Origin of the sequence: Pseudomonas syringae group sp. J254-4, assembly GCF_032586855.1 — a bacterium.
In the GTDB taxonomy this organism is placed as follows: domain Bacteria; phylum Pseudomonadota; class Gammaproteobacteria; order Pseudomonadales; family Pseudomonadaceae; genus Aquipseudomonas; species Aquipseudomonas amygdali.
The window spans coordinates 134,361-158,409 of sequence record NZ_JAWHOO010000002.1; the positions used below are offsets into that span (position 1 = coordinate 134,361).

Annotated in this window: 20 protein-coding genes and 1 pseudogene; 16 read left to right on the plus strand and 5 right to left on the minus strand. The window is 59.0% G+C overall.

Going from position 1 to position 24,049, the window contains the following annotated elements; translation table 11 throughout:
* Positions 1-17: 17 nt before the first annotated feature.
* Positions 18-347 (minus strand): cell division protein ZapA, encoded by a 330-nt coding sequence (locus RYB09_RS03830; RefSeq protein WP_003317331.1) that lies wholly within the window; start codon positions 345-347, stop codon positions 18-20.
* Positions 344-553: a TIGR02449 family protein gene (locus tag RYB09_RS03835; RefSeq protein ID WP_002551573.1), complete on the minus strand. Its 210-nt coding sequence runs from the start codon at positions 551-553 to the stop codon at positions 344-346. Before RYB09_RS03835 ends, RYB09_RS03830 begins: the two co-directional genes overlap by 4 nt.
* A 150-nt stretch (positions 554-703) precedes the next feature.
* Here RYB09_RS03835 and RYB09_RS03840 point away from each other — a divergent pair, with 150 nt between their 5' ends.
* The 4 genes from RYB09_RS03840 to RYB09_RS03855 all read left to right on the plus strand — a co-directional run bounded on the left by RYB09_RS03840 (position 704) and on the right by RYB09_RS03855 (position 5,142).
* On the plus strand, positions 704-1,258 hold the full coding sequence (locus tag RYB09_RS03840; RefSeq protein ID WP_316887555.1) for a YecA family protein: 555 nt from the start codon (positions 704-706) through the stop codon (positions 1,256-1,258).
* A gap of 75 nt (positions 1,259-1,333) precedes the next feature.
* Positions 1,334-2,668, plus strand: a complete 1,335-nt coding sequence (pepP, locus tag RYB09_RS03845) for a Xaa-Pro aminopeptidase (RefSeq protein WP_058408245.1) — start codon at positions 1,334-1,336, stop codon at positions 2,666-2,668.
* Positions 2,665-3,852, plus strand: a complete 1,188-nt coding sequence (gene ubiH, locus RYB09_RS03850) for a 2-octaprenyl-6-methoxyphenyl hydroxylase (protein WP_316887557.1) — start codon at positions 2,665-2,667, stop codon at positions 3,850-3,852. Before pepP ends, ubiH begins: the two co-directional genes overlap by 4 nt.
* Positions 3,853-3,903: 51 nt before the next feature.
* Positions 3,904-5,142, plus strand: a complete 1,239-nt coding sequence (locus RYB09_RS03855; RefSeq protein WP_316887558.1) for a 2-octaprenyl-3-methyl-6-methoxy-1,4-benzoquinol hydroxylase — start codon at positions 3,904-3,906, stop codon at positions 5,140-5,142.
* Between the two features lie 166 nt (positions 5,143-5,308).
* Here the strand turns inward: RYB09_RS03855 and RYB09_RS03860 are convergent, their stop codons facing one another.
* Positions 5,309-6,301 (minus strand): AraC family transcriptional regulator, encoded by a 993-nt coding sequence (locus RYB09_RS03860; protein ID WP_122280501.1) that lies wholly within the window; start codon positions 6,299-6,301, stop codon positions 5,309-5,311.
* Between the two features lie 637 nt (positions 6,302-6,938).
* Between RYB09_RS03860 and RYB09_RS03865 the strand changes: the two genes are divergently transcribed.
* From RYB09_RS03865 to RYB09_RS03880, 4 genes are all read left to right on the plus strand, one after another.
* Positions 6,939-8,222: an MFS transporter gene (locus RYB09_RS03865; protein WP_004666525.1), complete on the plus strand. Its 1,284-nt coding sequence runs from the start codon at positions 6,939-6,941 to the stop codon at positions 8,220-8,222.
* 214 nt (positions 8,223-8,436) lie between these two features.
* On the plus strand, positions 8,437-9,018 hold the full coding sequence (locus RYB09_RS03870; RefSeq protein WP_230017322.1) for an alpha/beta hydrolase: 582 nt from the start codon (positions 8,437-8,439) through the stop codon (positions 9,016-9,018).
* An 80-nt stretch (positions 9,019-9,098) separates the two neighbouring features.
* A complete protein-coding gene (locus RYB09_RS03875) occupies positions 9,099-10,049 on the plus strand; it encodes a sigma 54-interacting transcriptional regulator (RefSeq protein WP_005744770.1) in 951 nt (316 codons plus the stop codon).
* A gap of 170 nt (positions 10,050-10,219) precedes the next feature.
* Positions 10,220-11,002, plus strand: a complete 783-nt coding sequence (locus tag RYB09_RS03880; RefSeq protein WP_122258889.1) for a MetQ/NlpA family ABC transporter substrate-binding protein — start codon at positions 10,220-10,222, stop codon at positions 11,000-11,002.
* Positions 11,003-11,163: 161 nt separating this feature from the next.
* Here RYB09_RS03880 and RYB09_RS03885 read toward each other — a convergent pair whose 3' ends face one another.
* Entirely contained in the window at positions 11,164-12,426 is a 1,263-nt protein-coding gene (locus RYB09_RS03885) for a lipase family protein (protein WP_316887559.1), read from the minus strand.
* A 116-nt stretch (positions 12,427-12,542) separates the two neighbouring features.
* On the opposite strand from RYB09_RS03885, the gene RYB09_RS03890 reads away from it, so the two are divergent.
* Positions 12,543-13,769 (plus strand): MFS transporter, encoded by a 1,227-nt coding sequence (locus RYB09_RS03890; RefSeq protein WP_219170781.1) that lies wholly within the window; start codon positions 12,543-12,545, stop codon positions 13,767-13,769.
* 149 nt (positions 13,770-13,918) lie between these two features.
* Here the strand turns inward: RYB09_RS03890 and RYB09_RS03895 are convergent, their stop codons facing one another.
* Positions 13,919-17,017 carry an autotransporter domain-containing protein gene (locus RYB09_RS03895; RefSeq protein WP_316887560.1) on the minus strand — a complete coding sequence of 1,033 codons (3,099 nt, stop codon included), beginning with the start codon at positions 17,015-17,017 and terminating at the stop codon, positions 13,919-13,921.
* Positions 17,018-17,235: 218 nt separating this feature from the next.
* Here RYB09_RS03895 and RYB09_RS03900 point away from each other — a divergent pair, with 218 nt between their 5' ends.
* From RYB09_RS03900 to RYB09_RS03930, 7 genes and pseudogenes are all read left to right on the plus strand, one after another.
* Positions 17,236-18,132 (plus strand): TauD/TfdA dioxygenase family protein, encoded by an 897-nt coding sequence (locus tag RYB09_RS03900; RefSeq protein WP_122258886.1) that lies wholly within the window; start codon positions 17,236-17,238, stop codon positions 18,130-18,132.
* Positions 18,133-18,148: 16 nt separating this feature from the next.
* Positions 18,149-19,030, plus strand: coding sequence for an ABC transporter ATP-binding protein (locus RYB09_RS03905; protein WP_316887561.1), 882 nt, complete (start codon positions 18,149-18,151; stop codon positions 19,028-19,030).
* Positions 19,031-19,121: 91 nt separating this feature from the next.
* On the plus strand, positions 19,122-19,988 hold the full coding sequence (locus tag RYB09_RS03910) for an ABC transporter permease (protein ID WP_316887562.1): 867 nt from the start codon (positions 19,122-19,124) through the stop codon (positions 19,986-19,988).
* 38 nt (positions 19,989-20,026) lie between these two features.
* Positions 20,027-21,046 (plus strand): ABC transporter substrate-binding protein, encoded by a 1,020-nt coding sequence (locus RYB09_RS03915; protein ID WP_122258898.1) that lies wholly within the window; start codon positions 20,027-20,029, stop codon positions 21,044-21,046.
* Between the two features lie 495 nt (positions 21,047-21,541).
* Complete coding sequence (locus RYB09_RS03920) at positions 21,542-21,736, plus strand: DUF6124 family protein (RefSeq protein WP_219170786.1); 195 nt, start codon at positions 21,542-21,544, stop codon at positions 21,734-21,736.
* A 111-nt stretch (positions 21,737-21,847) separates the two neighbouring features.
* Positions 21,848-22,798, plus strand: a complete 951-nt coding sequence (locus RYB09_RS03925) for an RHS repeat-associated core domain-containing protein (RefSeq protein ID WP_219170787.1) — start codon at positions 21,848-21,850, stop codon at positions 22,796-22,798.
* Between the two features lie 70 nt (positions 22,799-22,868).
* A pseudogene (locus RYB09_RS03930) lies at positions 22,869-23,902 on the plus strand (RHS repeat-associated core domain-containing protein).
* The last annotated feature ends 147 nt before the right edge of the window (positions 23,903-24,049 follow it).

Sequence of the window (24,049 nt, forward strand, 5' to 3'; positions counted from 1 at the left end):
GAAATGCCCCGCAATAATCAGCCCCGAGTTGAATCCGGTGTGCCGGGCGTGTCTGTGGCCAGCACCAGATCGACCTTGTCGAGCAGATCGCGGACCTGTTCGCGAGTCGAACCGCTGGTCTGTACGTCAGGCAAATGTTCTTTATGCAGCAGGTCGTGAGTGATGTTGAGCGCGGCCATCACGGCGATGCGATCGGCACCGATGACTTTGCCGCTGCTGCGGATTTCACGCATCTTGCCGTCCAGATAACGGGCGGCGCTGACCAGGTTGGTGCGCTCTTCCTGAGGGCAGATGATCGAGTATTCCTTGTCGAGGATCTGAACGGTAACGCTGTTGCCATTGCTCATGAGTCTTGCTCCAGGGCTTTGAGGCGCGAAATCATTGACTCGACCTTCTGCCGGGCGATTTCGTTTTTTTCAATGAGTTGGGCGCGTTCCTCGCGCCAGGTCTTTTCCTGAGCTAATAGGAGTGCATTTTGGCCTTTAAGTTGCTCGGCATACTTCAGGAGCAGCTCCACACGTTTCATCAGCGCTTGCAGGTCGGTGTCTTCCATTGTTTTCCACTGAATACTTTCTGATGAATGGCAGGGGAGGCGATGCTTGTGCTCAAGCTCGAACCGCCGTCCGGGTGATCTTGTCGCGCGGATAGTCTAGGATACAAGGCCTTCATTCTAGACATTGCGCCGTTTGGCGACTAGCTACCCATGCCCATTCAGAATTCTCCGTACAAAGCGTTCGCCACTCTGCTTAACAGTGGCGGTCACCAGGTATCCCCTGCCGAGCTGCATGGCCTGCTGCTGGGGCGCAGTTGCGCAGGTGCCGGTTTCGATAACGAAGGCTGGTTTGCCGATGCTTCGGTGCTGCTGGAAACCGAGCCGCAAGAAAATATCCGCCAGGCGCTTATCGGCTTGCAAGAGATGGTCAAGGGCGAACTCACCGGTGACGACATGACCGTCGTGCTGTTGCTGCCGGGCGACGAAGAGCCGCTGACCGAGCGTGCTGCCGCACTGGGCCAATGGTGTCAGGGGTTTCTGGCAGGCTTCGGTCTGGCCATTGGCGACAAGACCCTCGGCACCGAAGCCAAGGATGTTCTTGAGGATCTGGCGGCCATTGCCCAGGTTCAGGACGCACTGGACGAGTCCGAAGACGGCGAGACCGACTATATGGAGGTCATGGAATACATGCGCGTAGCGCCATTGTTGCTGTTCACCGAATTCAATGAGCCTGCTGCGCCGCAACCCAAGCCTTCTCTGCACTGATTGCCCATCACTGCGACACCGCGCCGCGCTGACGACAGTGCGGCCCGGTAGACTCCATCAGGACTCCTGCTGCCCATGATTCAGATCCCGAAGTCCGAATACGCCCGCCGCCGCAAGGCTCTGATGGCTCAGATGGAGCCGGACAGCATTGCCATCCTGCCCGCTGCTGCGGTTGCCATTCGCAATCGTGATGTCGAGCATATCTACCGGCAGGACAGTGACTTTCAGTACCTCAGCGGCTTTCCCGAGCCGGAAGCGGTGGTGGTGCTGATTCCCGGACGCGAATATGGCGAGTACGTTTTGTTCTGCCGTGAACGCAACCCCGAGCGCGAATTGTGGGAAGGTCTGCGCGCCGGACAGGAAGGCGCGATCCGCGATTTCGGTGCAGACGATGCATTCCCGATCAACGACATCGACGAAATTCTGCCGGGCCTCATCGAGGGCCGTGACCGGGTGTATTCGGCGATGGGCAGCAACCCTGAATTCGACCGGCACCTGATGGACTGGATCAACGTGATCCGCTCCAAGGCGCACCTCGGTGCTCAGCCGCCCAAGGAATTTGTCGCGCTGGATCATCTGTTGCACGACATGCGCCTGTACAAATCGGCGGCGGAAATCAAAGTCATGCGCAGCGCGGCGGACATCTCTGCGCGTGCCCATGTGCGAGCAATGCAGGCCTGTCGCGCAGGCCTGCACGAGTTCAGCCTGGAAGCCGAGCTGGATTACGAATTTCGCAAGGGCGGTTCGAAGATGCCTGCCTACGGCTCGATCGTGGCCTCGGGGCGCAACGGTTGCATCCTGCATTACCAGCAGAACGATGCCGTTCTCAAGGATGGCGATCTGGTGCTGATCGATGCGGGCTGCGAAATCGACTGCTATGCCAGTGACATCACCCGGACGTTTCCGGTGAGCGGCAAGTTTTCTCCCGAACAAAAAGCCATCTACGAGTTGGTGCTCAAGTCTCAGTATGCGGCTTTCGAGGCCATCGGCCCCGACAAGCACTGGAACCAGGCGCACGAAGCGACGGTCAAGGTGATTACCGCAGGGCTGGTCGAGCTGGGTTTGCTGCGAGGCGACGTCGATCAGTTGATCGAGAGCGAGGCCTACAAGATGTTTTACATGCACCGTGCCGGTCACTGGCTGGGCATGGATGTACACGACGTCGGTGAATACAAGGTCGGCGGCGAGTGGCGTGTACTGGAGGTCGGCATGACGCTGACTGTTGAACCCGGGATCTACATATCCCCCGACAATCTGGACGTCGCGAAGAAATGGCGAGGTATTGGTGTGCGAATCGAAGACGACGTGGTTGTAACCAGGCAGGGCTGTGAAATTCTGTCCGGTGGCGTGCCCAAGACCGTCGCCGAGATCGAGGCGCTGATGGCGGCTGCAAAGGCGCAGGTCGCATGAGCCGCTTTAATATTGCCATCGTCGGCGGCGGATTGGTGGGCGCAAGTCTCGCGCTTTCACTGCAGGCCGGTGCCAGGGCACGTGGCTGGAAGATCGTGCTCATCGAACCCTTTGCGCCGGGTGAAGCCTGGCAGCCCAGCTACGATGCGCGTTCTTCGGCACTGTCGTTCGGCTCGCGACGCATCTATGAGCGGCTTGGCCTCTGGCAGCAGATATCCCGCCGCGCCGAACCGATTCTGCAAATTCAGGTCTCGGACCGTGGCCGCTTCGGCGCTACCCGTTTGTCTGCGATCGAAGAGGGTGTTCCGGCGCTCGGCTACGTAGTCGAGAACGCCTGGCTCGGTCAGGCACTGTGGGCGGCGCTGGATCGTGATGTCGTCAGTTGGCGTGTGCCGGCCGAGGTCAGGCACATGCAGCCGCTGGCCGATGGTTATCGCCTGAGCCTCAGTGACGAAACCGAACTGGATTGTGATCTGGCCGTGCTGGCCGATGGCGGTCGCTCCAGCCTGCGCGAGCAGCTGGGTATTGGAGTGCGGCAACGGCCCTACGACCAGCATGCGCTGATTGCCAATATCACGCCGAGCGAAGCTCACTGCGGGCAGGCGTTCGAACGTTTTACCGAGGACGGGCCGATGGCGCTGCTGCCATTGCCGGAAAACCGCTGTGCGCTGGTCTGGACGCGTCCGGGCAACGATACCCAGCGCCTGGCCGAGCTGGACGACCGCAGTTTTCTGGAAGAGCTGCAGGGCGTGTTTGGCTATCGCCTGGGCACGCTGCGTCAGGTCGGTGCACGGCATGTCTACCCCCTGGCGCTGATCGAGGCCGAAGAGCAGGTGCGTTCGCATCTGGTGATTCTGGGTAATGCGGCACACAGCCTGCATCCGGTTGCCGGGCAGGGGTTCAATCTGTCCTTGCGTGACGCCGATGCACTGGCCGAGACGCTGCTGGACAGCGCCGCGCCGCCCGGTGAGTTGTCTACTCTGCAGCTCTACCGTGAGCGTCAGCGTCAGGATCAGCAATTGACCGTGGGCTTCTCCGACAAGGTGACACGCCTGTTCGGCAGCTCCCGGTCGGCGGTTGCCGCCGGGCGTAACGTCGGGTTGCTGGGCCTGGACCTGTTGCCAGCCGCCAAGCGCTGGTTTGCCCGTCAGGCGATGGGCCTGGGGACTCGATCCGATGTGTGAATCACACACTTTAAACACACGGCTTCGGCCGCAAGCGAGAACGGTTTGACCATGGAAACGCGCGCAGATGTGCTGATTGTCGGAGCCGGAATGGTCGGCAGTGCCCTTGCTCTGGCGTTGCAGGGCAGCGGTCTTGATGTGCTGGTGGTCGACGGTGGGCCGCTGAGCGTCAAACCCTTTGACCAGCACTCGGCTTTCGAGCCACGCGTCAGTGCCTTGTCGACAGCCAGTCAGCGAATTCTTCAGCGGCTGGGCGTATGGGAAGGCATCGCGGCCCGCCGCATCAGCCCCTACGCGCACATGCAGGTCTGGGATGGCAGCGGCACCGGGCAGATCCACTTCTCTGCCTCCAGCGTGCACGCTGATGTGCTGGGCCATATCGTCGAGAACCGTGTGGTGCAGGATGCGTTGCTCGATCGCCTGCATGACAGCGACATCGGCTTGCTGGCCAATGCGCGGCTTGAGCAGATGCGCCACTCCGGAGATGACTGGCTGCTGACCCTGGCCGACGGTCGCCAGTTGCGTGCACCGCTGGTGGTGGCGGCCGATGGTGCCAATTCCGCCGTGCGCCGGCTGACCGAAACGCCGACCCGTGAATGGGATTACCTGCATCACGCCATCGTCACCAGTGTGCGTACCGCTGATTCCCACAGGAAAACTGCCTGGCAGCGTTTTACCGACGACGGCCCCTTGGCTTTTCTGCCACTGGAGCGTGAGGGCGAGCACTGGTGCTCTATTGTCTGGTCAGTCACACCGGCTGAAGCCGAGCGCCTGATGGTGCTGGAAGATGACCTGTTCTGTCGTGAACTGGAGCAGGCATTCGAGGGGAGTCTGGGCCAGGTAGTGTCTGCCGATGAGCGCGTTTGTGTGCCACTGCGTCAGCGTCATGCCAAGCGTTACGTTGCCAGGGGGTTGGCGCTGATTGGCGATGCGGCACATACCATTCACCCGCTGGCCGGGCAGGGCGTGAACCTGGGTTTTCTCGACGCAGCCGTGCTGGCGCAAGTCCTGACCCACGCTGCCGGGCGTGGCGAACGCTGGTCTGACCTGCGCGTGCTGGGCCGCTACGAGCGTCGTCGCATGCCGCACAACCTGGCATTGATGGCCGCAATGGAAGGCTTCGAACGGCTGTTTCAGGCCAACCAATTGCCACTGCGCTGGTTGCGTAACACCGGTTTGAAAATGGTCAACCGGATGCCCGAAGCCAAGGCACTGTTCGTGCGCGAAGCGTTAGGGTTGTCGGGAGATTTGCCTGAGCTGGCGCGGATTGAGCCCGCCACTACCCTATAGGGTCGGATGCGGAGCGTCGGCACGATAGTTGATGATCGTTCCTCACGCTCCAGCGTAGGAATGCCTTGCGTGTGCGCCGCGCCGCTTAATCAAGAGAGGACGCAGAGCGTCCAGAACGGCATGCGACGCGGAGCGTCGCACGATAGTTGATGATCGTTCCTCATGCTCAGCGCACCAATCCGTTGCGATACTGCCCCGGTGTCAGTCCGGTCCAGCGTTTGAAGGCGCGGCTCAGGCTGGTTGTGTCGGTAAAGCCCAGCAGGTAGGCGATTTCGCTCAGCGAGCTGTGCGGGTCGTTCATGTGCAGCAATGCCAGGTTCTGGCGGCATTGATTGAGCAGCAGGTCGTAACAGCAGCCCTCGTCGGCCAGATGACGTTGCAAACTGCGCGTGCTCAGGTGCAGGGCTTCGGCGATGGTTTTTGCGGTGGGCTCGCCATCCGGCAGAAGGGTTTCGATGGCCGAGCGCACGCGCTGTTCCCAGATCAGCGAAGGTAACGGATCGCCCCTGGATTCCTGCCCGTTTACCTGTACCGGGCCGTCGTCCAGGTGGCTGTCGAACTGATCACCGCCAAATTCCAGCAAATTCTCCTGCGCCGCAAACATCACCGGTGAGCGGAACAGATCCTGCCAGGGCTGCGGGTTATCAGGCGCGGGACGTTGCAGATGCACCGCCAGCGGCGCGTAGCTCCTGCCTAACCGGTTGCGGCAGGTACGCACATAAATGGCGGCGAATGCATCCAGCAACTCATGAGCGGGCAACTGACACGATTTCGGCGTGCCGAAGCGGAATTCATAGCGCTCGCCCACCGTTCTGAAATCCAGCTCCAGAGAGTCCTCGGCCATTGAGCGGTAACGTACGATGCGCTCGAAAACCTCGCGCAGTGAACCGCTGGCCACCAGCGTATAGCCCAGCGCGTGGAACGACGTGGGGCTGACAAAACGCGAGACACGTAAACCCAGGGTTGGATCGAGGCAGGCCTGTACCGCTCGCTGCCAGAGGGCGGCGGTGATGTCTGAGGGAAACTGTGCTCCGGGATCATCCAGCATATGCGGGTCTATGCCCGCGCTCTGGCACAACGCGTTGCTGTCCACGCCCAAGGCATCGAGCTGCTTGCGCAGTGCAGGGGTCCAGCTGGCGAGACTGCTTGGCTCAGGCATGTGGACGCCTCTCCCTGACATGAGGTGATTCAGCGTCTAGCAGTGCGGACAAGGTTTCACGGGGCATTTCCCTTGCCTGACGCCGTGACCAAGAATGAAAGCTTTTGTGACAGTTGTGCAAGCCTTATAGACGCGTTTCTTGCCATCGGGCGGCAATCGTCACGGTCGGGAGAGCGTCGGGCAGCGCTGAATAGGTAAAAGCGGACTATGAACACGCTTCGATCAAGCAGTTATCGTATAACAAAAAATCCGAGCCTTCCCAGTAAAACTCCGATAACCGCTATTCAGCGGAGGCCTGGCGTTTATGTCATTTGACACTGGCATGGCAAATGACTATAAATGCGCCATGTTGTACGACAACCTAAGACTTGCAGAAAATTACAACCACAAAAATAATTCAAAGAGTAACAAGTCCATGACCAGTCTGATTTCTCAGGCAGTAAAAAAGTTTATATCCCCCATTTTGTCGAAATTTTCGCACGATTGTCGGCGAATTACCTCGATAACCCTGCTTAAAAAGCCCGTAACCTGAAGTTACATAAAACCAGCCGCCTCACGGTCATGGCCGCGGGACGCTCATCGCCAATCTAAAAATAAACAGGGTGAAGAGATGAAAATAAAAGGCATTCGATGGTGGATGGTGGGGCTGGTAACAGCTGGCCTGGTCGTCAACTACCTTGCACGCAACACGCTGTCCGTCGCAGCGCCGACGCTCATGAGCGAACTGAGCATTTCCACCGAGCAGTACGCGCACATCGTTGTCGCCTGGCAGCTGTGCTACGCCATCATGCAACCGGTGGCGGGCTACATCATCGACGCCATCGGCACCAAGATGGGCTTTGCGATTTTCGCCATTGCCTGGTCGGCTGCCTGCGCTGCCGCAGCGTTCGCAACGGGCTGGCAGAGCCTGGCCATCTTCCGTGGCATGCTCGGGCTGACCGAAGCGGCGGGCCTGCCCGCAGGCGTCAAGGCCACGACTGAATGGTTTCCAGCCAAGGAGCGTTCAGTCGCCATCGGCTGGTTCAACATCGGTTCGTCGTTCGGTGCATTGCTTGCGCCCCCGCTGGTGGTTTGGGCCATTCTGCAAAGCGGCTGGGAGCTGGCGTTTCTGATTGTCGGTGGTCTGGGGATCGTGTGGAGCGGGCTATGGCTGCTGTTGTACAAGCACCCGCGTGACCAGAAGCGTCTGGGCGATGCCGAACGTGACTATATTCTCAGCGGCCAGGAATCGCGCCTCAAGGATGCACCTGCCCAGAAAGGCAGTTGGAAACGCCTGTTCAAGAACCGCAATTTCTACGCTATCGCTTCGGCGCGCATCCTGTCCGAGCCTGCCTGGCAAACCTTCAACGCGTGGATCCCGCTGTACCTGATGACCGAACGCCACATGAACATCAAGGAAGTCGCGATGTTCGCCTGGCTGCCGTTTCTGGCGGCTGACATCGGCTGTGTACTGGGCGGCTATCTGAGCCCGCTGTTTCACAAATACTGCAAGGTGTCGCTGTTCACATCTCGCAAGATGGTCATGCTGTTCGGCTGTTCGTGCATGATCGGCCCGGCCTGTATCGGGCTGGTCGAAAGCCCTTACACCGCTATCGCATTGCTGTGCATCGGCGGTTTTGCCCACCAGACCCTGTCGGGCGCGCTGTATTCGATCACCTCGGATTCATTCGGCAAGAACGAGGTGGCCACAGCGACCGGGATGGGCGGAATGTTCGGCTTTTTCGGGGCGGCGGCGTTCACCATGGTGTTCGGCGTGCTGGTCACCAAAATCGGCTACAGCCCGCTGTTCGTGGTGCTGGCGATTTTCGATATTGTCGCCGCCATTGTGGTGTGGACCGTCGCCCGCGAAGTGCCGCAGAACGACGAGGCCGTGGCGCTGAGCGTTGATGAATCAGGTTCTCGAACTGTTCCCGCAACGTGAGGCCGTCGTAATCCTGTAACGAAGTGCGGATATTCTCTGCTCTGAAAGTGATTTTTTATTAGAGGCCGTTCCTCGAAGGCAGGGGACGGCTTCTTTTTTTATCTGATAGCTGATATTCGTTTTAGGAATTAATAAATAGCTTCTTATTCCTTAGCGAATATAACTTCCATCCCTATACTCGTCTCATGAACGCATACATGCAGGAGGCGAATCCATGCATAACGAGTCGATCCGGTATCTGATCGTGCCAGGCTGGCAAGGGTCTCCTGATGATCATTGGCAGACCCACTGGCAAAACAGCCTGCCCAACAGTACGCGCGTGGAGCAGGCCGACTGGCTCAAACCACGCCGTGAGGACTGGGTGGGCGAGTTGCAACGCACGATTGCAGCGCACAGCACGCCGGTGATCCTGATCGCTCACAGCCTGGGTTGCGTGACAGTAGCGCATTGGGCACAACTCGCACCGCTGGAGACCCTGCGTCAGGTGCAAGGCGCGTTGCTGGTAGCACCTGCCGACGTCGAACGTCCGAATTGCCCGCCTGCATTGCGTAATTTTGCGCCGATCCCTGATGATCTGCTGCCGTTTCCGACACAGATTGTCAGCTCTGACAATGACCCTGCGGTCAGCTCCCAGCGCGCCATGGAAATGGCCCGTCACTGGGGCGCGGAAGTCGGGTTTCTGAGTCAGGCCGGGCATATCAACGTCAAGTCCGGTCATCAGCGCTGGGAGCAGGGGTTCGCCTACCTGTACCGGCTGCAAAACCGTCTGGAGCAGCATGCGCGTCGGCGCGCATGAGCGGCAGCTTGTTTATCGACCCAACGGGTCCTGTCTTTTAAACGCTTGAGCCGTCGCAAGGGCTCAGGCGGGAGTGTGTCATGAGCCTTCACGAAAATTTCGGTCAGCCGCTGCTGACTTTCCCCGATGCAGAAAAAAGCCCGCTGAGCATTCGTGCCAAGGCGCTGGTATTCATCGACCCGCGCTCGCGCCGTTTACGCGAAGAAATGGAACAGCTGGCGCCTCGTTCGCTGCCGGTCTTGATCCGTGGCGAGTCCGGGACCGGCAAGGAATTACTGGCGCGGCATATTCATCGCGGCAGTGATCGCTCGGGCTTGTTCGTTTCAGTCAACTGCGGTGCCATCAGCCCGACTTACGCCGATGCGGAGTTGTTCGGTTATGCCGCCGGAGCGCACAGCGGTTCGGTCAGCAGTCGGGCCGGCTGGTTTGGCTCGGCCAACGGCGGCACTTTGTATCTGGATGAAATCGGCGACTTGCCGCTGCCCATTCAGGTCAAGCTGCTCGCCGCCCTGGAAAACCACGAAGTCACGCGAGTGGGCGCGCACCAGCCGAGCCCGGTCGATGTGCGTCTGGTAGCCGCCACCAGTATCGATCTGGCACAGGCGGTGGCTGCCGGAAAATTTCACGAGCGGCTTTATCACTACCTGAGCGAGGGCCGTCTTGACCTACCGGCGTTGCGCGAGCAACCGGGCAATATCCTGCCGCTGGCCGAATATTTTGTCGGTATCTACAGCCAGCGCCTCAGCCTGCCTGTGCAGCTGATCAGCGAAGACGCGCAGCGCACGCTTGAAGCCCACAGCTGGCCCGGCAACACCCGTGAGCTGGAGAACGTCATTCACTTTGCCTTGCTGGTCAGCAGTGGCGACGAAATTCGGGCTGAAGATATCAATCTGCCGGATATTGCCGCGCCGCTGACGCTGATCGAGCGTCAGGCCAGGTTGTTGGTCAGCAGCGGGGATCGCGAGCAGCTTTGCGCGCTGCGGCGATTGCTCGAAACGGTGACGTCGCAGCTTGAGCAGAACCCTGCGTGAAGGCGTGAGACAAAAAGATATAAGTACTCGATTAAAAAGTCTTTTATCGGAATATAAAATCTCGGTAATGTCAGCATGATGTCGCAGGGTTTGGATCGCGCGACGGCAAACCATTGAGTAATAAAGCGTCATTTTCTGATGACGCTCCCGGATTTCGCTAAGGACATTGCATGAAAAAGACGTTTCTGATGACCGCTCTGGCGGCTGCGTTCTCGATTGGCCTGGCTCACGCAGGCGAAAAACTGGTGGTCGGTGCAACGCCCGTGCCGCATGCGGAAATCCTGAAGCTGATCCAGCCGACCCTGGCCAAAGAAGGCGTGGACCTGGAAATCAAGGTCTTCACTGACTACGTGCAGCCAAACGTTCAATTGAGCGAAAAGCGTCTGGATGCCAACTATTTTCAAACCAAGCCTTATCTGGATGGCTTCAATAAGGGCAAAGGTACCAATCTGGTGACTGGCGTGGGCGTACACGTCGAACCGTTCGGCGGCTACTCCAGCAAGTACAAGAAACTGGCTGATTTGCCTGAAGGCGCAACCATCGCCATTCCAAACGAAGGCAGCAACGCAGGCCGCGCGCTGTTGCTGTTGCAAAAAGGTGGCCTGATCACCCTGAAGGATCCGACCAACGCCCTGTCCACGCCGAAAGACATCGCAACCAACCCGAAGAAATTCAAATTTCGCGAACTGGAATCGGCTGTACTGCCACGTGCGTTGAAGCAGGTTGACCTTGCCCTGATCAACACCAACTACGCGCTGGAAGCCAAGCTCAATCCGAAGAAAGACGCGCTGATCATCGAAGGTGCCGATTCGCCGTACGTTAACTTCCTCGTCACCCGCGAAGACAACGCTCACACCGACGCCATCGAAAAACTGTCGAAAGCGTTGACTAGCCAGGAAGTCAAAGACTTCATCAACAAGAAGTACGACGGCGCGGTACTGCCTGCGTTCTGACCCACTGAGTGTCGTGCGTAATCCAACTATCGTGCGACGCTTCGCGTCGCATGCCGTTCTGGAAGCTCCGCGTCCGGTCTTGAACAGGCGGCGCGGCGCAGACCTGTGACGCAGAGCGTCACGCAAGGCATTCCTGCGCTGGAGCGTGAGGAACGATCATCTCACTGTCGGGCGACGCTCCGCGTCGCCCCACAATTCCCCGCCATAAACTCCCCCGAAAACGCTTTCTCGACAAAACGTGTCGAGTCCGGCAGCGAGCCATTCACCGCTCCCGAGTGATCCAGCTGCGGGTAGTAATGCCACTCGATGCGGTCGCCGACCTTGCACGCGTCTTTCACCAGCGCGATCTGGCTGCGAACAGGTGAAATGACATCCTTGCCTCCCGTACCGATAAAAACCGGAATGTCCGACTTTAACGTCGGGTAGTCCGATTGGCGATTGACCTGATCAAGCGCCTTATCGGGTGAGCGTTTGAAACTGTTGTTGAATGTCAGTCCATCCGCGACCACCTTGCGCTCGATGGCTTGCAGGCATTCACGCTGACTGGTTTCGAACGCGGGCTTTGCGCGGTCGCTCAGGTAATCGGCAGGATGCAGCGACGGGTCGATCAGTGCGACAGTGCTCAGTCGCAACAGGTTATAGGCCTGCGACGGCGTGACCTGATCGCGGAAGGTGTCCGGTCCGGCATGTTTCTCACGCGATTGAGCCATCGGATACGGCGTCCCGGTCGCGACTACACCGACAATGTTCAATTCGGGCGCATAAGTCTTCTGGTAGACGGCCGTTGCGAAAGCGGCACGGCCACCTTGCGACTGCCCGAACACAACGACCTGCGAAGACAGATTGAAGTCCGCCTTCTGAACCGCACGAATGCTGTCGAGCACACCATACGCCAGCGGACTGCTCAGCCCGAACGGGTGCAGCCCCGGCGTGCCCAAACCCTGGTAATCAGTAGCCACAATCGCATAGCCACGCCCGAGCCATTCATTCAGATAGCGCGTGTCGCGATCACTGCGCCCGGCAAAGGAAGGCGCACAGATGTCCGCGCTACCAACCGTGCCATGCGCCCACGCCATCAGCGGCCATCCGCCCTTTGGCGGCGGGCCCTTGGGCATGAACAAGGCTCCTGACACTGCGACTGGCTGGTTGTTGAGCCCGTCTGTTGAGGTGTACAGGATGCGAACATTCTGTCCGGCATTCTCAAGGCTTTGCGTAGTCGTCAGCGGTTCCGAGCGCAGCAGTTGGCCCGGTGTCGACGGCATTTTATCCGGCCATGTGTAAAATGCGGGAACACCACCTTCGCCCGGGTCTGACTGGGCAACGGCGACAGTTTTCATGGAAGTGCCTGGCACTGCGCTGCAAGCTGCGAGCAGGACCATCAACAGGGTGGCCAGAACGGCCGAATACCTTGGCGATGAGTTCATCGGTATTTCTCCACAAGCTGACAGGAGAGGGCGCATCAGCATCGATGTATCAAGCCGATTATGACCTGAGCGATGATAACTGACGCACGCGCTGCCGGTACTGAACGGAGTTCTTCATGCGCAAGGATTACCTCGCTTTCTTCTTCTCGCTTTTCCTGTCCAGGCTGGCGGATCAGATCCTGTTGTTCATAGTGCCGCTGGTGGTGTTCCAGACCACCGACAGCGCTTCATGGGCCGGGCTGGCGTTTTTCGTTGAATCGTTACCGAGGTTTCTCGCGTTTCCGTTATGCGGCGCGCTGTGCGACAAGTATTCGCCTATCAGAATTCTGCATATCAGCCAGGTCTACCGGGCATTGCTCTGCGTGCTGGCGATGGTGCTCTACGCTATCTTTGGTGGCATTGGATGGCTCGTGGTGCTCTCGGCATTATGCGGGGTGCTGACCACGCAAGGCATCATGGCGCGCGAAGTGCTCATGCCGCGTATCTTTCAGCACTACAGCTACACCAAAACGTTGTCCTATTCCCAGATCGCCGACCAGTCAGGGCTGGTCCTCGGGCCGCTGGTGGCGGCACTGATGCTTGAAGTGTGGGCCTGGCACTGGGTAGTGCTCTGGATCGCCGGACTATTCCTCCTGGCAGACCTCTGCATGTTGGCGTGGCAACGTCTTGGCCGTTTTAAGCTGGAAGTGTTCGAGCAGCATCAAGACATCTGGCTGCAGCCCTTGCGGATTGCGTTCGGGCATATCCGTGGCCTGGCCGAGTTGAAAAAGATCATCACACTGGCAGTAGGGGTCAACCTGATCGTCGGCGTCACGCTGGCGACCTCAGCAGCCATGGTCATCGGCGAGTACAGCGCAGGCAAGGATAACTACGCAGGGCTGCAGGCGGCGGGGGCAGTGACTACTATCGTGATCCTGTTCTTCCTGGCCCGTGTGGTGCTGCCTTTGCGGGTGCTGGGCGGTGTCGGGTATTCAATGATCGCGATCGGGGCATTTATCAGCGCCCTGAGCCCGAACCTGATGGGCTATGCGCTGGGTTTTCTGTTGATCGTCGGCTTCGACAAGATGTTCAACGTCTACATGCGCACCCTCCGGCAGCGGGTGATACCGCCCCAGGACTTCGGCAAGACAGTGGGCGTGATCACGCTGCTTAATAACATGTCCCAGCCCTTGGCAGGTTTGCTTGTGGCTTTGCTGGCCGCACCCTTGGGCACCCGGCAGGTCATCCTGATGCTGGCCGTGCTGACTTCCCTTCTCGGGGCAGGTGCGATGTGGTGGTTTGCAAAAGCGCGCGGCCCGTTCTCTGCCTCGATTGTTGAGGCGAATCGGGAGGCCGGGAAATGAAAATGGGGCTGAATCCGTTTCGCTGAATCTGGATGGAGTCAGGGCTTTTGAGGAAAGGCATTAACACTAGCGAAACACGCAAACCGCTTGGGGTATGAGACCCGCATGCTGCCCTCTGAACCTACAGAGAGCAGCACCATTACCTGCCTTTAAAACGCCAATGTCACCCGGGCATTCAGTGACTGATCCGAAGCATCGTTGCTCACCTGACCGTCGTAACTCAGGCCCACGCTCAAGGTATCGTTCAACCCCAGATCGACACCTGCGCCGAGCACTGCGGCGCTGCGGGCAATCGGTGCGCCGGAGAGTTCGAAGGTGCTGCCGCCGCTGAAGGCTGAGCGGCTTTCCGGGGTGACGTCGCCGTAGGCACGACGCCAGCCCAGTGTGGCGTTGGGTTTGATCGTCACGCTGCCAGCGCTCAGGCGGGTCGCTGCACGCAGGCCCAGGGTGCTGAAGGTGATGTGGTTGTCCTGGGATTTGTTCTGCAGGCTGATGGCGTTGCTGTTCTCGTCGAAGGCGTCGGTGTCGAGGCGTACGTGTGCGAGGTTGGCGAAGGGTTCGAGCAGCGCATTGCCCATTTCGATGGAGTAGCCCAGTTCACCGAAGACCTGATTGGTCGCTGCTTTGTAGTCTTCCTTGAAGTGCTCGGACGAGCCCGGCAGGTCCAGCGTGCGCTTGGCGGTCAGTTCATGCCAGGTGCGCACTGCGCCGAGACGCAAGCCCAGTTGGCCCCATTTCGCGCCGCCGTAGACACCCAGATGATAGTTGTCGCTGTCGGTCGAGCCAGACGCGTGGCGCACGTCGAAGCTGCTGTTGCTGAAGCCTGCCAGCGCGCCTATGCGCCAGGTGTCGTCGAGCGGTACGTCGGCGCCGAACAGCAGGCCGCTGGTGCGGGTTTCCAGGCCTGAAGCGTCGCGGCTGCTGTCGGTTTGACCGGTCGCGCCGATGGCTTGAGTCCACACCACGCCACGCGAGGCATCACCAGCCAGGGTTTGCGTAGTGCTGCCGAATGACTGCGCGGACTGCGCCTGCTGCATGCGATCGTTCATGGCGTTGCGCACCAGACGGCTGTCTTCGATCAGCGCAGATTGAGTCGATGCGTGCAGCTCGTTGGACAGCGCCTTGAAGGTCGCCTGTGCGGTTGCTGCGTCGTCCTGCACCACCTGTCGCCACAGGGCATTGCCTGCCCCCGCGCTGTCGAGCCCCTGAGCAACGGCACTGGCATTGCGCGTGGTCGCCAGACTGGCGAAGGTTTGTGCGTTGCGATTCAGCGTCAGCCCGACGTCTGTCGCGGTGTAGTTCAGCGTCGGCGTAAGGAACGCGAAGTTGGTTTGCACGGCCGCAAATGCACCGCTGACGCCACCGGCTGCGGAGATAATCGAGTAACGGCTTGCTGCTACCCAGTTACCGCCTTCAACCAATGACAGCGTGCTGTTATTGATGGTCGCACGGCCGCTGGCGACGATGCGGTCGGCATTGCCATTGGCGTCCGACTCCACTTGGTAAACCGAGCCCTGAGCCAGATTGACGTCACCGTTGACGTTCAACTGGCCCACCGAATTACCCGGTGCAACCACACCGCCCTGAGCGACGTTGATGCCGCCGACGGTGCCGTTGCCCCCCAGCGTTGCGCCTTGCTGCACGCTGACGATGGAGTTGCCGAGGTTGCCATTAACTGCGAGGCGACCGGCCTGCACGGTCGTCGCGCCGGACAGGCTGCTGTTGCCGGTCAGGTTAAGCGAACCGGCACCGCGCTTGATCAACGCGCCGCTGCCCGCCAGGGTGTTGGCGAGGGTGTCGTTGGTGGACTGATCGAGCACCAGCGTTGCGTTGTCGGTGATCGTTCCGCTGCCGAAGGCCTGGGCATGGCCGGTCAGGGTGCCGCCGTTGATCACGGTGCCGCCCGAGTAGGTGTTGTTGCCTGTCAGTATCAGGTTGCCGGTGCCGTTTTTGATCAGTGCGCCACTGCCGCTGATGTCGTTGCGCCAGGCGTCAATGGCGTTATAGCCGCCCAGGCTGGCGTTCATGTTGACGGTGACGTTGGAATTGAACGCGCCGTAACCATCGCCTGCGGCATACAGATTCAAGCGACCGTAACCACCTGACTGGTCGATTACCGCGTAGCCCGAAGATATTTCAGTGGTCCCCAGAACCTCGCGGCGTTGGCTGGCGTCGAGGTACGGAAAGCGGGTTTCCAGCAGCACTTCTGCATTGGTCGGCACTACCGGAGCCAGGTTGGTGGGGCCGACCGGATCGAAACCGTAGGTCATGCGCGAGGTATACAGCGCTTTGTCCTGAGCGTGCTGGGAGGTGCGGTCAGTGGCCGGGTCGATACTCGCCATGCAGTTGTTGATGTTGCCGCCGCATTGCGCGGTGAAATAAGTCAGTGCTTGGGCGCGGGCGTCGGCGCGCAACTGTGCGTTGGCTGAGTTGGACAGGTTGTCGATGGCGAAATAGGTCGCCGTGATACGCCCGCCGATCACGTCAAGGGGCGAGTGCATGCCTGCTTCGATGCGGTTGTCGCCAATCTCCGAAGCACGCAGCATCAACTCGCTGAACCGCTCGGGGATCGCGTAGGCCAACGCGTAGGCAGACAGGTAGGCGGCGTTGGTATGGCCGCTGGGGAACCCCGAGTCACTGGCCGGCGTGGTGCTTTCGGCCGGGCGCAATGACGGCGCGACGACGAACGCCAGGTTCTGTCCGTCGAGGCTCTGCCGCCATGGCCGTGGATACAGATAGTGGGACTTGGCCGGGGTCGTGGAGGCGTCATTGCGCACGGCGCCGACCAGATCGACCACTTTGCCCAGCGCTGAAGACGAACTGCCTGCGCCATTGCCCTTGTCGTCGTACTTGACGGTTTTATTGCTGTCGTCAAATTGCGTGATGGTGGTGAAGGCCCCTGCGCCTGCTTTATAGGCATCACTCAATGAGCCCAGACCGCTGATGGCGCTGTAGCTCTGATCGCGACGGTCATCGAAGTAAGCGGCGGTTTCCTGCGCAAGCGTGCGCGAGTTGGCGCGGTCGACCACGATCTGCAGGTTGCGTCGCAGCAGGCTCTGCCCCAGCGCGGTCGGTGTGCCGGTATCCCAGGTCGCGCCGGTCGTCCACAACGTGTTGAACCCGGAAAGCAGATCGACCCCGTTGATCCGGTCGTCATTTGCACGGCTCGCTGCCTGTACCGATACCGCAAGCAGTGAAAGTATCAACGACGACATCATTACGTGGGCAACCGGTTTATTACATCGCATGGTGAGCGCCTGTACTCAATCTGGATAAGGCGCCGACCCTAGCAAGGCGGTCTTACACTTGGATGTATCTGCCATGACACATTTATGCTGGCCGAAGCTACACAGTGAGCCTGCGAAAAATTCAGCACTATGGATATTCCTTAACGGTATTTAAAATCTCTTTCTTATATCTATAGAGTTTCGTCTTTCAGTCACACTGTTCTGGAGTCGGAGTTCTCATGCCAGCAGCCTCCCTCGCTTCATCGCCCGCTCAACCTGCTTCGCAATCGTTCGAAGTGCGTCCATTCACCGGAAAGGTGGGCGCTGAAATCGTCGGGCTGGATCTGTCCAGGCCGTTGAACGACGCAGATTTTGCGCGAGTGCATCAGGCGCATCTGGATTACCACGTTGTGGTGTTCCGCGATCAGCAGATCACGCCACAGCAGCAGGTCGATTTCAGCCGTCGTTTTGGGGTGTTGCAGATCCACGTGCTCAAGCAGTTTCTGCTGGCCAACCATCCGGAAATCCTGATCGTTTCCAACATTGTCGAGAACGAGAAGCCTGTGGGGCTGGGTGATGCCGGTAAATACTGGCATTCGGACCTGTCTTATAAAGAGCTGCCAAGCCTGGGTTCGATGCTTTACGCACAAGAGTTGCCGAGCGAAGGTGGCGACACGCTGTTCGCCGACATGCATCAAGCGTGGGACACCTTGCCGCAACACCTGCGTGATGCCGTCGAAGGGCGCTCGGCGGTTCACAGTTACACCGCGCGCTACGCCGAGGGCCATAACGCGGCCAACTGGCGTCCGACCCTGACCGCCGAGCAACTGGCCCAGGTGGTCGAAGTCAGCCACCCGATTGTTCGCACGCATCCTGAAACCGGTCGCAAGGCGTTGTTTGTCAGCGAAGGTTTCACCACCCGGATTCTTGACCTGCCGGAAGACGAGAGCCGCCAGATTCTCAACGAGATCTACGCCCACAGCGTGAAGCCCGAGCACATCTATAGGCATCAGTGGCAAGCCAACGACATGGTGTTCTGGGACAACCGTTCCCTGATTCACCTGGCTGCCGGCTGCCCGGCCCATCTGCGACGCAAACTGCATCGCACGACCATTCAAGGCACTGCGCCATTTTGATTCAGGAGAGCCGTTCATGAATGCTGTCGCGCAAGGCCACACGGCCAGCACGAGCGCCCAACCGCAACCGACTGTTCAGCACACCACTGAAGCCTTGTTGCACGTTCGTGGTGTAAGCCTGGAATACCGCACGCCAGAGCGCGTGGTACGGGCGACGCATCAGGTCAGTTTCGAGGTCGACCCGGCTGATCGTTTCGTCTTGCTCGGCCCGTCGGGCTGCGGCAAGTCGACGTTGCTCAAGGCGGTGGCCGGGTTCATTCAGCCCAGCGAAGGCGAGATTCGTCTGGCCGGCCACCAGGTCACCGAGCCCGGTCCGGACCGCATTGTGGTGTTTCAGGAATTCGATCAGTTGCCGCCTTGGAAAACCGTGATCGAGAACGTCATGTTTCCGCTGCTGGCGTCACGCACCCTGAAGCGTCCCGAGGCGCTGGAGCGCGCTCGCTATTACCTGGAAAAAGTCGGCCTCAGCGCGTTTGCCGATGCCTATCCGCATACCTTGTCCGGTGGCATGAAAGCACGCGTGGCAATTGCCCGAGCCCTGGCCATGCAGCCGAAAATCCTCTTGATGGACGAGCCGTTCGCCGCGCTCGATGCACTGACCCGGCGCAAGATGCAGGAAGAACTGCTGGAGCTGTGGGACGAGGTGCGTTTCACGCTGCTGTTCGTTACCCATTCCATTGAAGAAGCGCTGGTGGTGGGCAACCGCATCCTCCTGTTGTCACCGCATCCGGGCCGCGTGCGGGCTGAAATCAACAGCCATCAATACGACCTGAAAAGCCTCGGCGGGGTTGGTTTCCAGCAAACCGCGCAGCGCATTCATCGCCTGTTGTTCGATGAGGGTGAGGCCGGGCCGGTGGACCAGGATCTGAATTTTCAGGACATCCGGATTGCTTACTAGGCGACTGCCTTGATCGTTCCCACGCTCCGCGTGGTAATGCCTTTCAGGACGCTCCGCGTCCTATCTACACGATTACCGGGAAACCCGAATCATGAGCCTCGCACCTCCCGCTCGCGAAGAGTATGAAATCACGCTGGAGCCTTTCACTCAGGAAGACCTGGCCCGCGACCTGCCCCTGGCGCAGCGCATCTGGCAACTGGGCTGGGTGCGCAAATGCGTGATCATGATCGGGCTGGCCGTCATCTGGGAGCTTGCCGCGCGCCTGCAGAACAACGACCTGCTGTTGCCGAGCTTTCTGCAAACGGCAGCCGCCTTTTATGACGGGCTGATTTCCGGCGAGTTGCCGGGCAAGGTCTGGATCTCCCTGACCGTACTGATTCAGGGCTACTTGATCGGCATCGTGCTGGCGTTCGCCCTGACCACGCTGGCAGTGTCTACGCAACTGGGCCGCGACCTGCTCAGCACGCTGACCGCCATGTTCAACCCGCTACCGGCCATTGCCCTGCTGCCGCTGGCGTTGCTGTGGTTCGGGCTGGGGCAGAACAGTCTGATTTTTGTTCTTGTGCATTCGGTGCTGTGGGCGCTGGCGCTCAATACCTACGCAGGTTTTCTCGGCGTTTCGGAAACCCAGCGTATGGCCGGGCGCAACTATGGCCTTAAGGGCTTGCGCTTTGTCTGGCACATCCTGATTCCCGCTGCGCTGCCATCGATCCTCGCCGGCTTGAAAATCGGCTGGGCTTTCGCCTGGCGCACGCTGATCGCCGCCGAGCTGGTGTTTGGTGCGTCGTCCGGCAAGGGCGGGTTGGGTTGGTACATCTTCCAGAATCGTAACGAGCTGTATACCGACAAGGTTTTTGCAGGTCTGGCGGCAGTCATTCTCATCGGCCTGCTGGTCGAGAACCTGCTGTTCGCCAATATCGAGCGCCTGACCGTCAAGCGCTGGGGCATGCAGCGTTGAAGCACCATCTTTTTTTGAAAAATCAGGGTGAGAACCACATGACAACAGCATTTCATCGTCCGGCGCTGACTGCATTGGCGGCGACACTTGGCCTGTTCGGTGCCCTGCTCAGCAGTGGCGCGCAGGCGGAAGGCAAGATCAGCATCGCTCAGCAATTCGGTATCGGCTACCTGATCCTCGACGTGGTGCGCGATCAGAAACTGATCGAGAAACATGGCAAGGAACAGGGGCTGGACATCAAGGTCGACTGGAACAGCATCTCCGGTGCCACGGCGATGAACGAAGCGCTGCTGGCCGGCGCGCTTGACGTGGTGTCGGCAGGCGTGCCGCCGATGCTGACCGTCTGGGATCGCACCAAGGGCAAACAGAACGTCAAGGCGATTGCTTCGTTGGGTTCGATGCCCAACTACCTGCTGACCAACAACCCCAACGTGAAAACCATCAAGGACTTCACTGACAAGGACCGCATCGCTGTGCCGGCTGCTGGTGTGGGCTTTCAGTCGCGTACCTTGCAGATCGAGACCGCCAAGGTGTTCGGTAACGACAACTACAAGAAATTCGACAACATCTCGGTGAGCCTGGCGCACCCGGATGCCACCGCAGCGCTGCTGGCGGGCGGCTCGGAAATCAACTCGCACTTCTCCAGCCCGCCGTTCCAGTATCAGGCGCTGGAAAACCCCAACGTCCACAAAGTGCTCAGTTCCTATGACGTGCTGGGCGGTCAGGCGACGTTCAACGTGCTCTACACCACCGAGAAATTCCACGACGAAAACCCCAAAACCTACAAGGCGTTCTACGACGCGCTGGCCGAAGCCGAGAAGATCATCAAGGCCGACAAGCCCGCTGCCGCACAGACCTACATCCGCGTCGAGCAATCGAAACTGCCGTTGCCGCTGGTAGAGAAAATCGTCGCCGACCCGGAAATCGACTTCACCGTTACCCCGCAGCGCACCTTCATCTACGCCGAAAAACTGCATGAACTGGGCGTGCTGAAAAACAAGGCGGCGAGCTGGAAGGACTACTTCTTCGAAGAGGCGCACGGCACAGAGGGCAGTTAATCCGGGCGGTTTGAGGACGACGCGGAGCGTCACGAAGGGCATTCCCACGCGGAGCGTGAGGAACGATAGAAGATCTCCCGGGCGCTTATCGTTCCTCACGCTCCAGCGTGGGAATGCCGTTCTGGACGCTCTGCGTCCTCTTCTGAACAAATCAGGTTACTTCCGCTCACGAAAAACCTGTCCTGCGGGACATTTCTTTCAGTCTTTTCTCTTTCCTGCGTATGACCTTTCCTAGAAAATCCCGGGCCCTTGTGCCTGCCAACTCTGCGCACTAGGCTGCGTCGGTCGCTGATTTTTCAGCGATCGGGTTTAGCAGCCTGTTTGTGGATTACAAGTGGCGCAAGTGCCGTTTATGGCGGCTTTGCGTGGGGCACCTTCGGGTGCGCCGGTTGCTTGCGCTTGTTCCACACCGGTCTGCTAACCCGCGTCAAAGTCGCCACCCTTGTTTGTTTAGCAGCAGGCATCTGGTGGTCTTGTCAGCTAAAGGAATAAGCGATGATCAACTCGACCCCTCTTGAAGATTCCCTGATACAGGTCAGCGAAATACTGCGCTGTGCCTCTGCCACCGCTTCTGAAACCGGTGACAACCTCGAGGGCCTGAAACGTGATCTTGCGTTCTCGGTGGTGCATCTGATCAACATGGCCAAAGCCGAGCTGGAGCGCTCGCTGGAATGTGTTCAGAGCCACTGACAGCCCCTGACGCAACCTAGCAGTTCTACGAGTAGCCGCTGCGGTCCCGGCAATGCATTGTGTTCCTGAAGAGGCCTGCCTCGCTGATCAAGACCACTCCGGTTACCCTCCATGCGCCAGCAAACTACCCTATGCCGTTACCGCTATGACGCGCTTGACCGGCTCGCGACTCGTACGCCGATGGCAGGTGCCATTGCCCGCTCGTTTTATCAGTCCGACACCCTGGTCAGCGAGATTCAGGGCGCAGAACACCTTCGTTTCCTGCATCGCGACCGTCAGTTACTGGCCATGCAGTCAACGCTGGCCACGCTGTTGATCGGCTCGGATCAACAGCACAGCGTGCTCCACACCGTATCGGCCGGCTTGCCTGACGCTATCGCTTACACCCCCTATGGGCATAGGCAAGCGTTGAACCAACTGCGAGGCTTCAACGGTGAGCGCCCCGACCCATTGACCGGTCATTATCTGTTGGGCAATGGTTATCGCGCCTACAACCCCGTTCTGATGCGCTTCAACAGCCCGGACAGCCTGAGCCCGTTTGGCAAGGGCGGTATGAATGCCTATGCGTACTGCGCGGGTGATCCGGTTAATCGGTCTGATCCGACCGGGCATAAGATAGATGAGAGTCAGATACTTTCATTTGTGTGGATAGGGCTCGGTTTGTTCGGTGCTTACCTGGGTGTAAAAGCGGCTGTTCCTGCGATAAAGGCTGTCGCCAAGGGCAATGCTTCGCTATCGACGAAACTGACAGCTTCCTCGGCACTCGGCCAGATCGCAGCGAGCACCGTGTTTACCGTAAGCCGTGTAATCAACGCGGTCGACCCTGACGGCCCTGCCAAGGATGTTTTGCTCGCGACTGCAATAGGCATTGTGATTCCAGTGCTGGCCGTTCGGACATTCAACCCGCGCATCAAGCGTTGGGAAGATGCAGGGGCAGATATAAAACTGCTCAATGATAGGCGTTCAAGTTTAAAAAGTGAGTTCGCTGATACCGCTAGCGCCATTCGAGAAACACGCCCTTGGGGTGATCCGGCAGACGAATTGAGTCGCATGATGTACTGATACGTTTATCTGTACATGATTTCTCCAGCCTGATTCACCTGAACGCTTACTCCATCATCAAGGATCGATCATGGCTCTCCTCTGCACGTACACCTATGACCCGCTGGACCGTGTCTCCACATTGAACCCGCTGGCTCAGGCCATCTCCAACCGGTTCTACAACGGCGAGCAACTGATGACCGAGTTGCAGGGCGACAGGCAACGAACCTGTGTCCGCGCAGGCGGCCAGTTACTGGCGCAGCAGAGTCGCGAGGGCGAAGAGGTCGTGACGACGATGATCGCCAGTGACCTGCGCAACAGCGTTCTGCACGCGAGCGAAGACGGGAGGCAGGCTGATATCGCCTACACGCGTTCGGGCATCGTCAAGCCGAGCAGGCTATTGCAGAACTACCCGGTTTCAACGGCGAGCAGCCTGACCTGGTAACCGGCCATTACCTGCTCGGCAATGGCTATCGCGCCTACAACCCGGTGCTGATGCGCTTTAACAGCCCGGACAGTTTTAGCCCGTTTGGTGAGGGTGGGTTGAATGCGTATGCGTATGGGCTAAACAATCCGATCAAATACATAGACCCGACCGGGCATTTTTCGTCTTTCTTAAGTGGGGTTTTGGCGGCTGGGTTATTGCTCACTGGAGGTGGGTCAATTTATGTGTCTACGCACGTAAAAGAATCGAATCCAACGCTCAGTGGGGTGCTTATCGGCGTGGGCAGTGTGTTAGCTGTTGCGGGCGTTGGTTTTGCTCTGAGTTCAATTGTAAAGAAGGCTGCTGGAGTGGGGCGTTCAACCTCCAGGCTGGAGAGTTTCGGGCTTGCTAGACAGAACCAGCGTCCGGCAGGCAGAAATTCGCTACTATTTCCAAATCAACGCCCTCCGCAATCCAGTGCTGATTTACCGGCCGCATCCTTTGCATTACCACGACCACGGCTATTACCATCAAGCGTCGCGCCGACACGGTCGGCTACTATTCGCAGAACGGGCTATCCTAAATACCGAAATATAAGAAGGCCTGTTTTTCAAGAGTATTTGTATGAAGTAGATAGGATGCCAACTATATCTGAACAGCCCTCGCATTCAATCCGTGGGGGGCATGAATCGGTGGTTTGATATATACACTATGTTCAAGTTCGGCAGAGACATTCAAGACAGTGTCTCTGCAGGAGTTTGAACTGACCACATTCAAAAGAAAGCTGCTGCGGGCCTCTCCCGCGCAACCTCTGCCCAGTTAATGAACCCTCCCTCTCGCGCACAGTC

Excerpts from the sequence above, each read along its gene's own strand:
- RYB09_RS03910 (WP_316887562.1), top strand. The coding sequence starts at position 19,122 with ATGAGCCTCGCACCTCCCGCTCGCGAAGAGTATGAAATCACGCTGGAG.
- RYB09_RS03925 (WP_219170787.1), top strand. The coding sequence starts at position 21,848 with ATGCGCCAGCAAACTACCCTATGCCGTTACCGCTATGACGCGCTTGAC.
- RYB09_RS03885 (WP_316887559.1), bottom strand. The coding sequence starts at position 12,426 with ATGAACTCATCGCCAAGGTATTCGGCCGTTCTGGCCACCCTGTTGATG.
- RYB09_RS03840 (WP_316887555.1), top strand. The coding sequence starts at position 704 with ATGCCCATTCAGAATTCTCCGTACAAAGCGTTCGCCACTCTGCTTAAC.
- RYB09_RS03830 (WP_003317331.1), bottom strand. The coding sequence starts at position 347 with ATGAGCAATGGCAACAGCGTTACCGTTCAGATCCTCGACAAGGAATAC.
- RYB09_RS03855 (WP_316887558.1), top strand. The coding sequence starts at position 3,904 with ATGGAAACGCGCGCAGATGTGCTGATTGTCGGAGCCGGAATGGTCGGC.
- RYB09_RS03905 (WP_316887561.1), top strand. The coding sequence starts at position 18,149 with ATGAATGCTGTCGCGCAAGGCCACACGGCCAGCACGAGCGCCCAACCG.
- RYB09_RS03920 (WP_219170786.1), top strand. The coding sequence starts at position 21,542 with ATGATCAACTCGACCCCTCTTGAAGATTCCCTGATACAGGTCAGCGAA.
- pepP (WP_058408245.1), top strand. The coding sequence starts at position 1,334 with ATGATTCAGATCCCGAAGTCCGAATACGCCCGCCGCCGCAAGGCTCTG.
- RYB09_RS03895 (WP_316887560.1), bottom strand. The coding sequence starts at position 17,017 with ATGCGATGTAATAAACCGGTTGCCCACGTAATGATGTCGTCGTTGATA.
- RYB09_RS03915 (WP_122258898.1), top strand. The coding sequence starts at position 20,027 with ATGACAACAGCATTTCATCGTCCGGCGCTGACTGCATTGGCGGCGACA.
- ubiH (WP_316887557.1), top strand. The coding sequence starts at position 2,665 with ATGAGCCGCTTTAATATTGCCATCGTCGGCGGCGGATTGGTGGGCGCA.
- RYB09_RS03900 (WP_122258886.1), top strand. The coding sequence starts at position 17,236 with ATGCCAGCAGCCTCCCTCGCTTCATCGCCCGCTCAACCTGCTTCGCAA.
- RYB09_RS03835 (WP_002551573.1), bottom strand. The coding sequence starts at position 553 with ATGGAAGACACCGACCTGCAAGCGCTGATGAAACGTGTGGAGCTGCTC.
- RYB09_RS03860 (WP_122280501.1), bottom strand. The coding sequence starts at position 6,301 with ATGCCTGAGCCAAGCAGTCTCGCCAGCTGGACCCCTGCACTGCGCAAG.
- RYB09_RS03870 (WP_230017322.1), top strand. The coding sequence starts at position 8,437 with ATGCATAACGAGTCGATCCGGTATCTGATCGTGCCAGGCTGGCAAGGG.
- RYB09_RS03865 (WP_004666525.1), top strand. The coding sequence starts at position 6,939 with ATGGTGGGGCTGGTAACAGCTGGCCTGGTCGTCAACTACCTTGCACGC.
- RYB09_RS03880 (WP_122258889.1), top strand. The coding sequence starts at position 10,220 with ATGAAAAAGACGTTTCTGATGACCGCTCTGGCGGCTGCGTTCTCGATT.
- RYB09_RS03875 (WP_005744770.1), top strand. The coding sequence starts at position 9,099 with ATGAGCCTTCACGAAAATTTCGGTCAGCCGCTGCTGACTTTCCCCGAT.
- RYB09_RS03890 (WP_219170781.1), top strand. The coding sequence starts at position 12,543 with ATGCGCAAGGATTACCTCGCTTTCTTCTTCTCGCTTTTCCTGTCCAGG.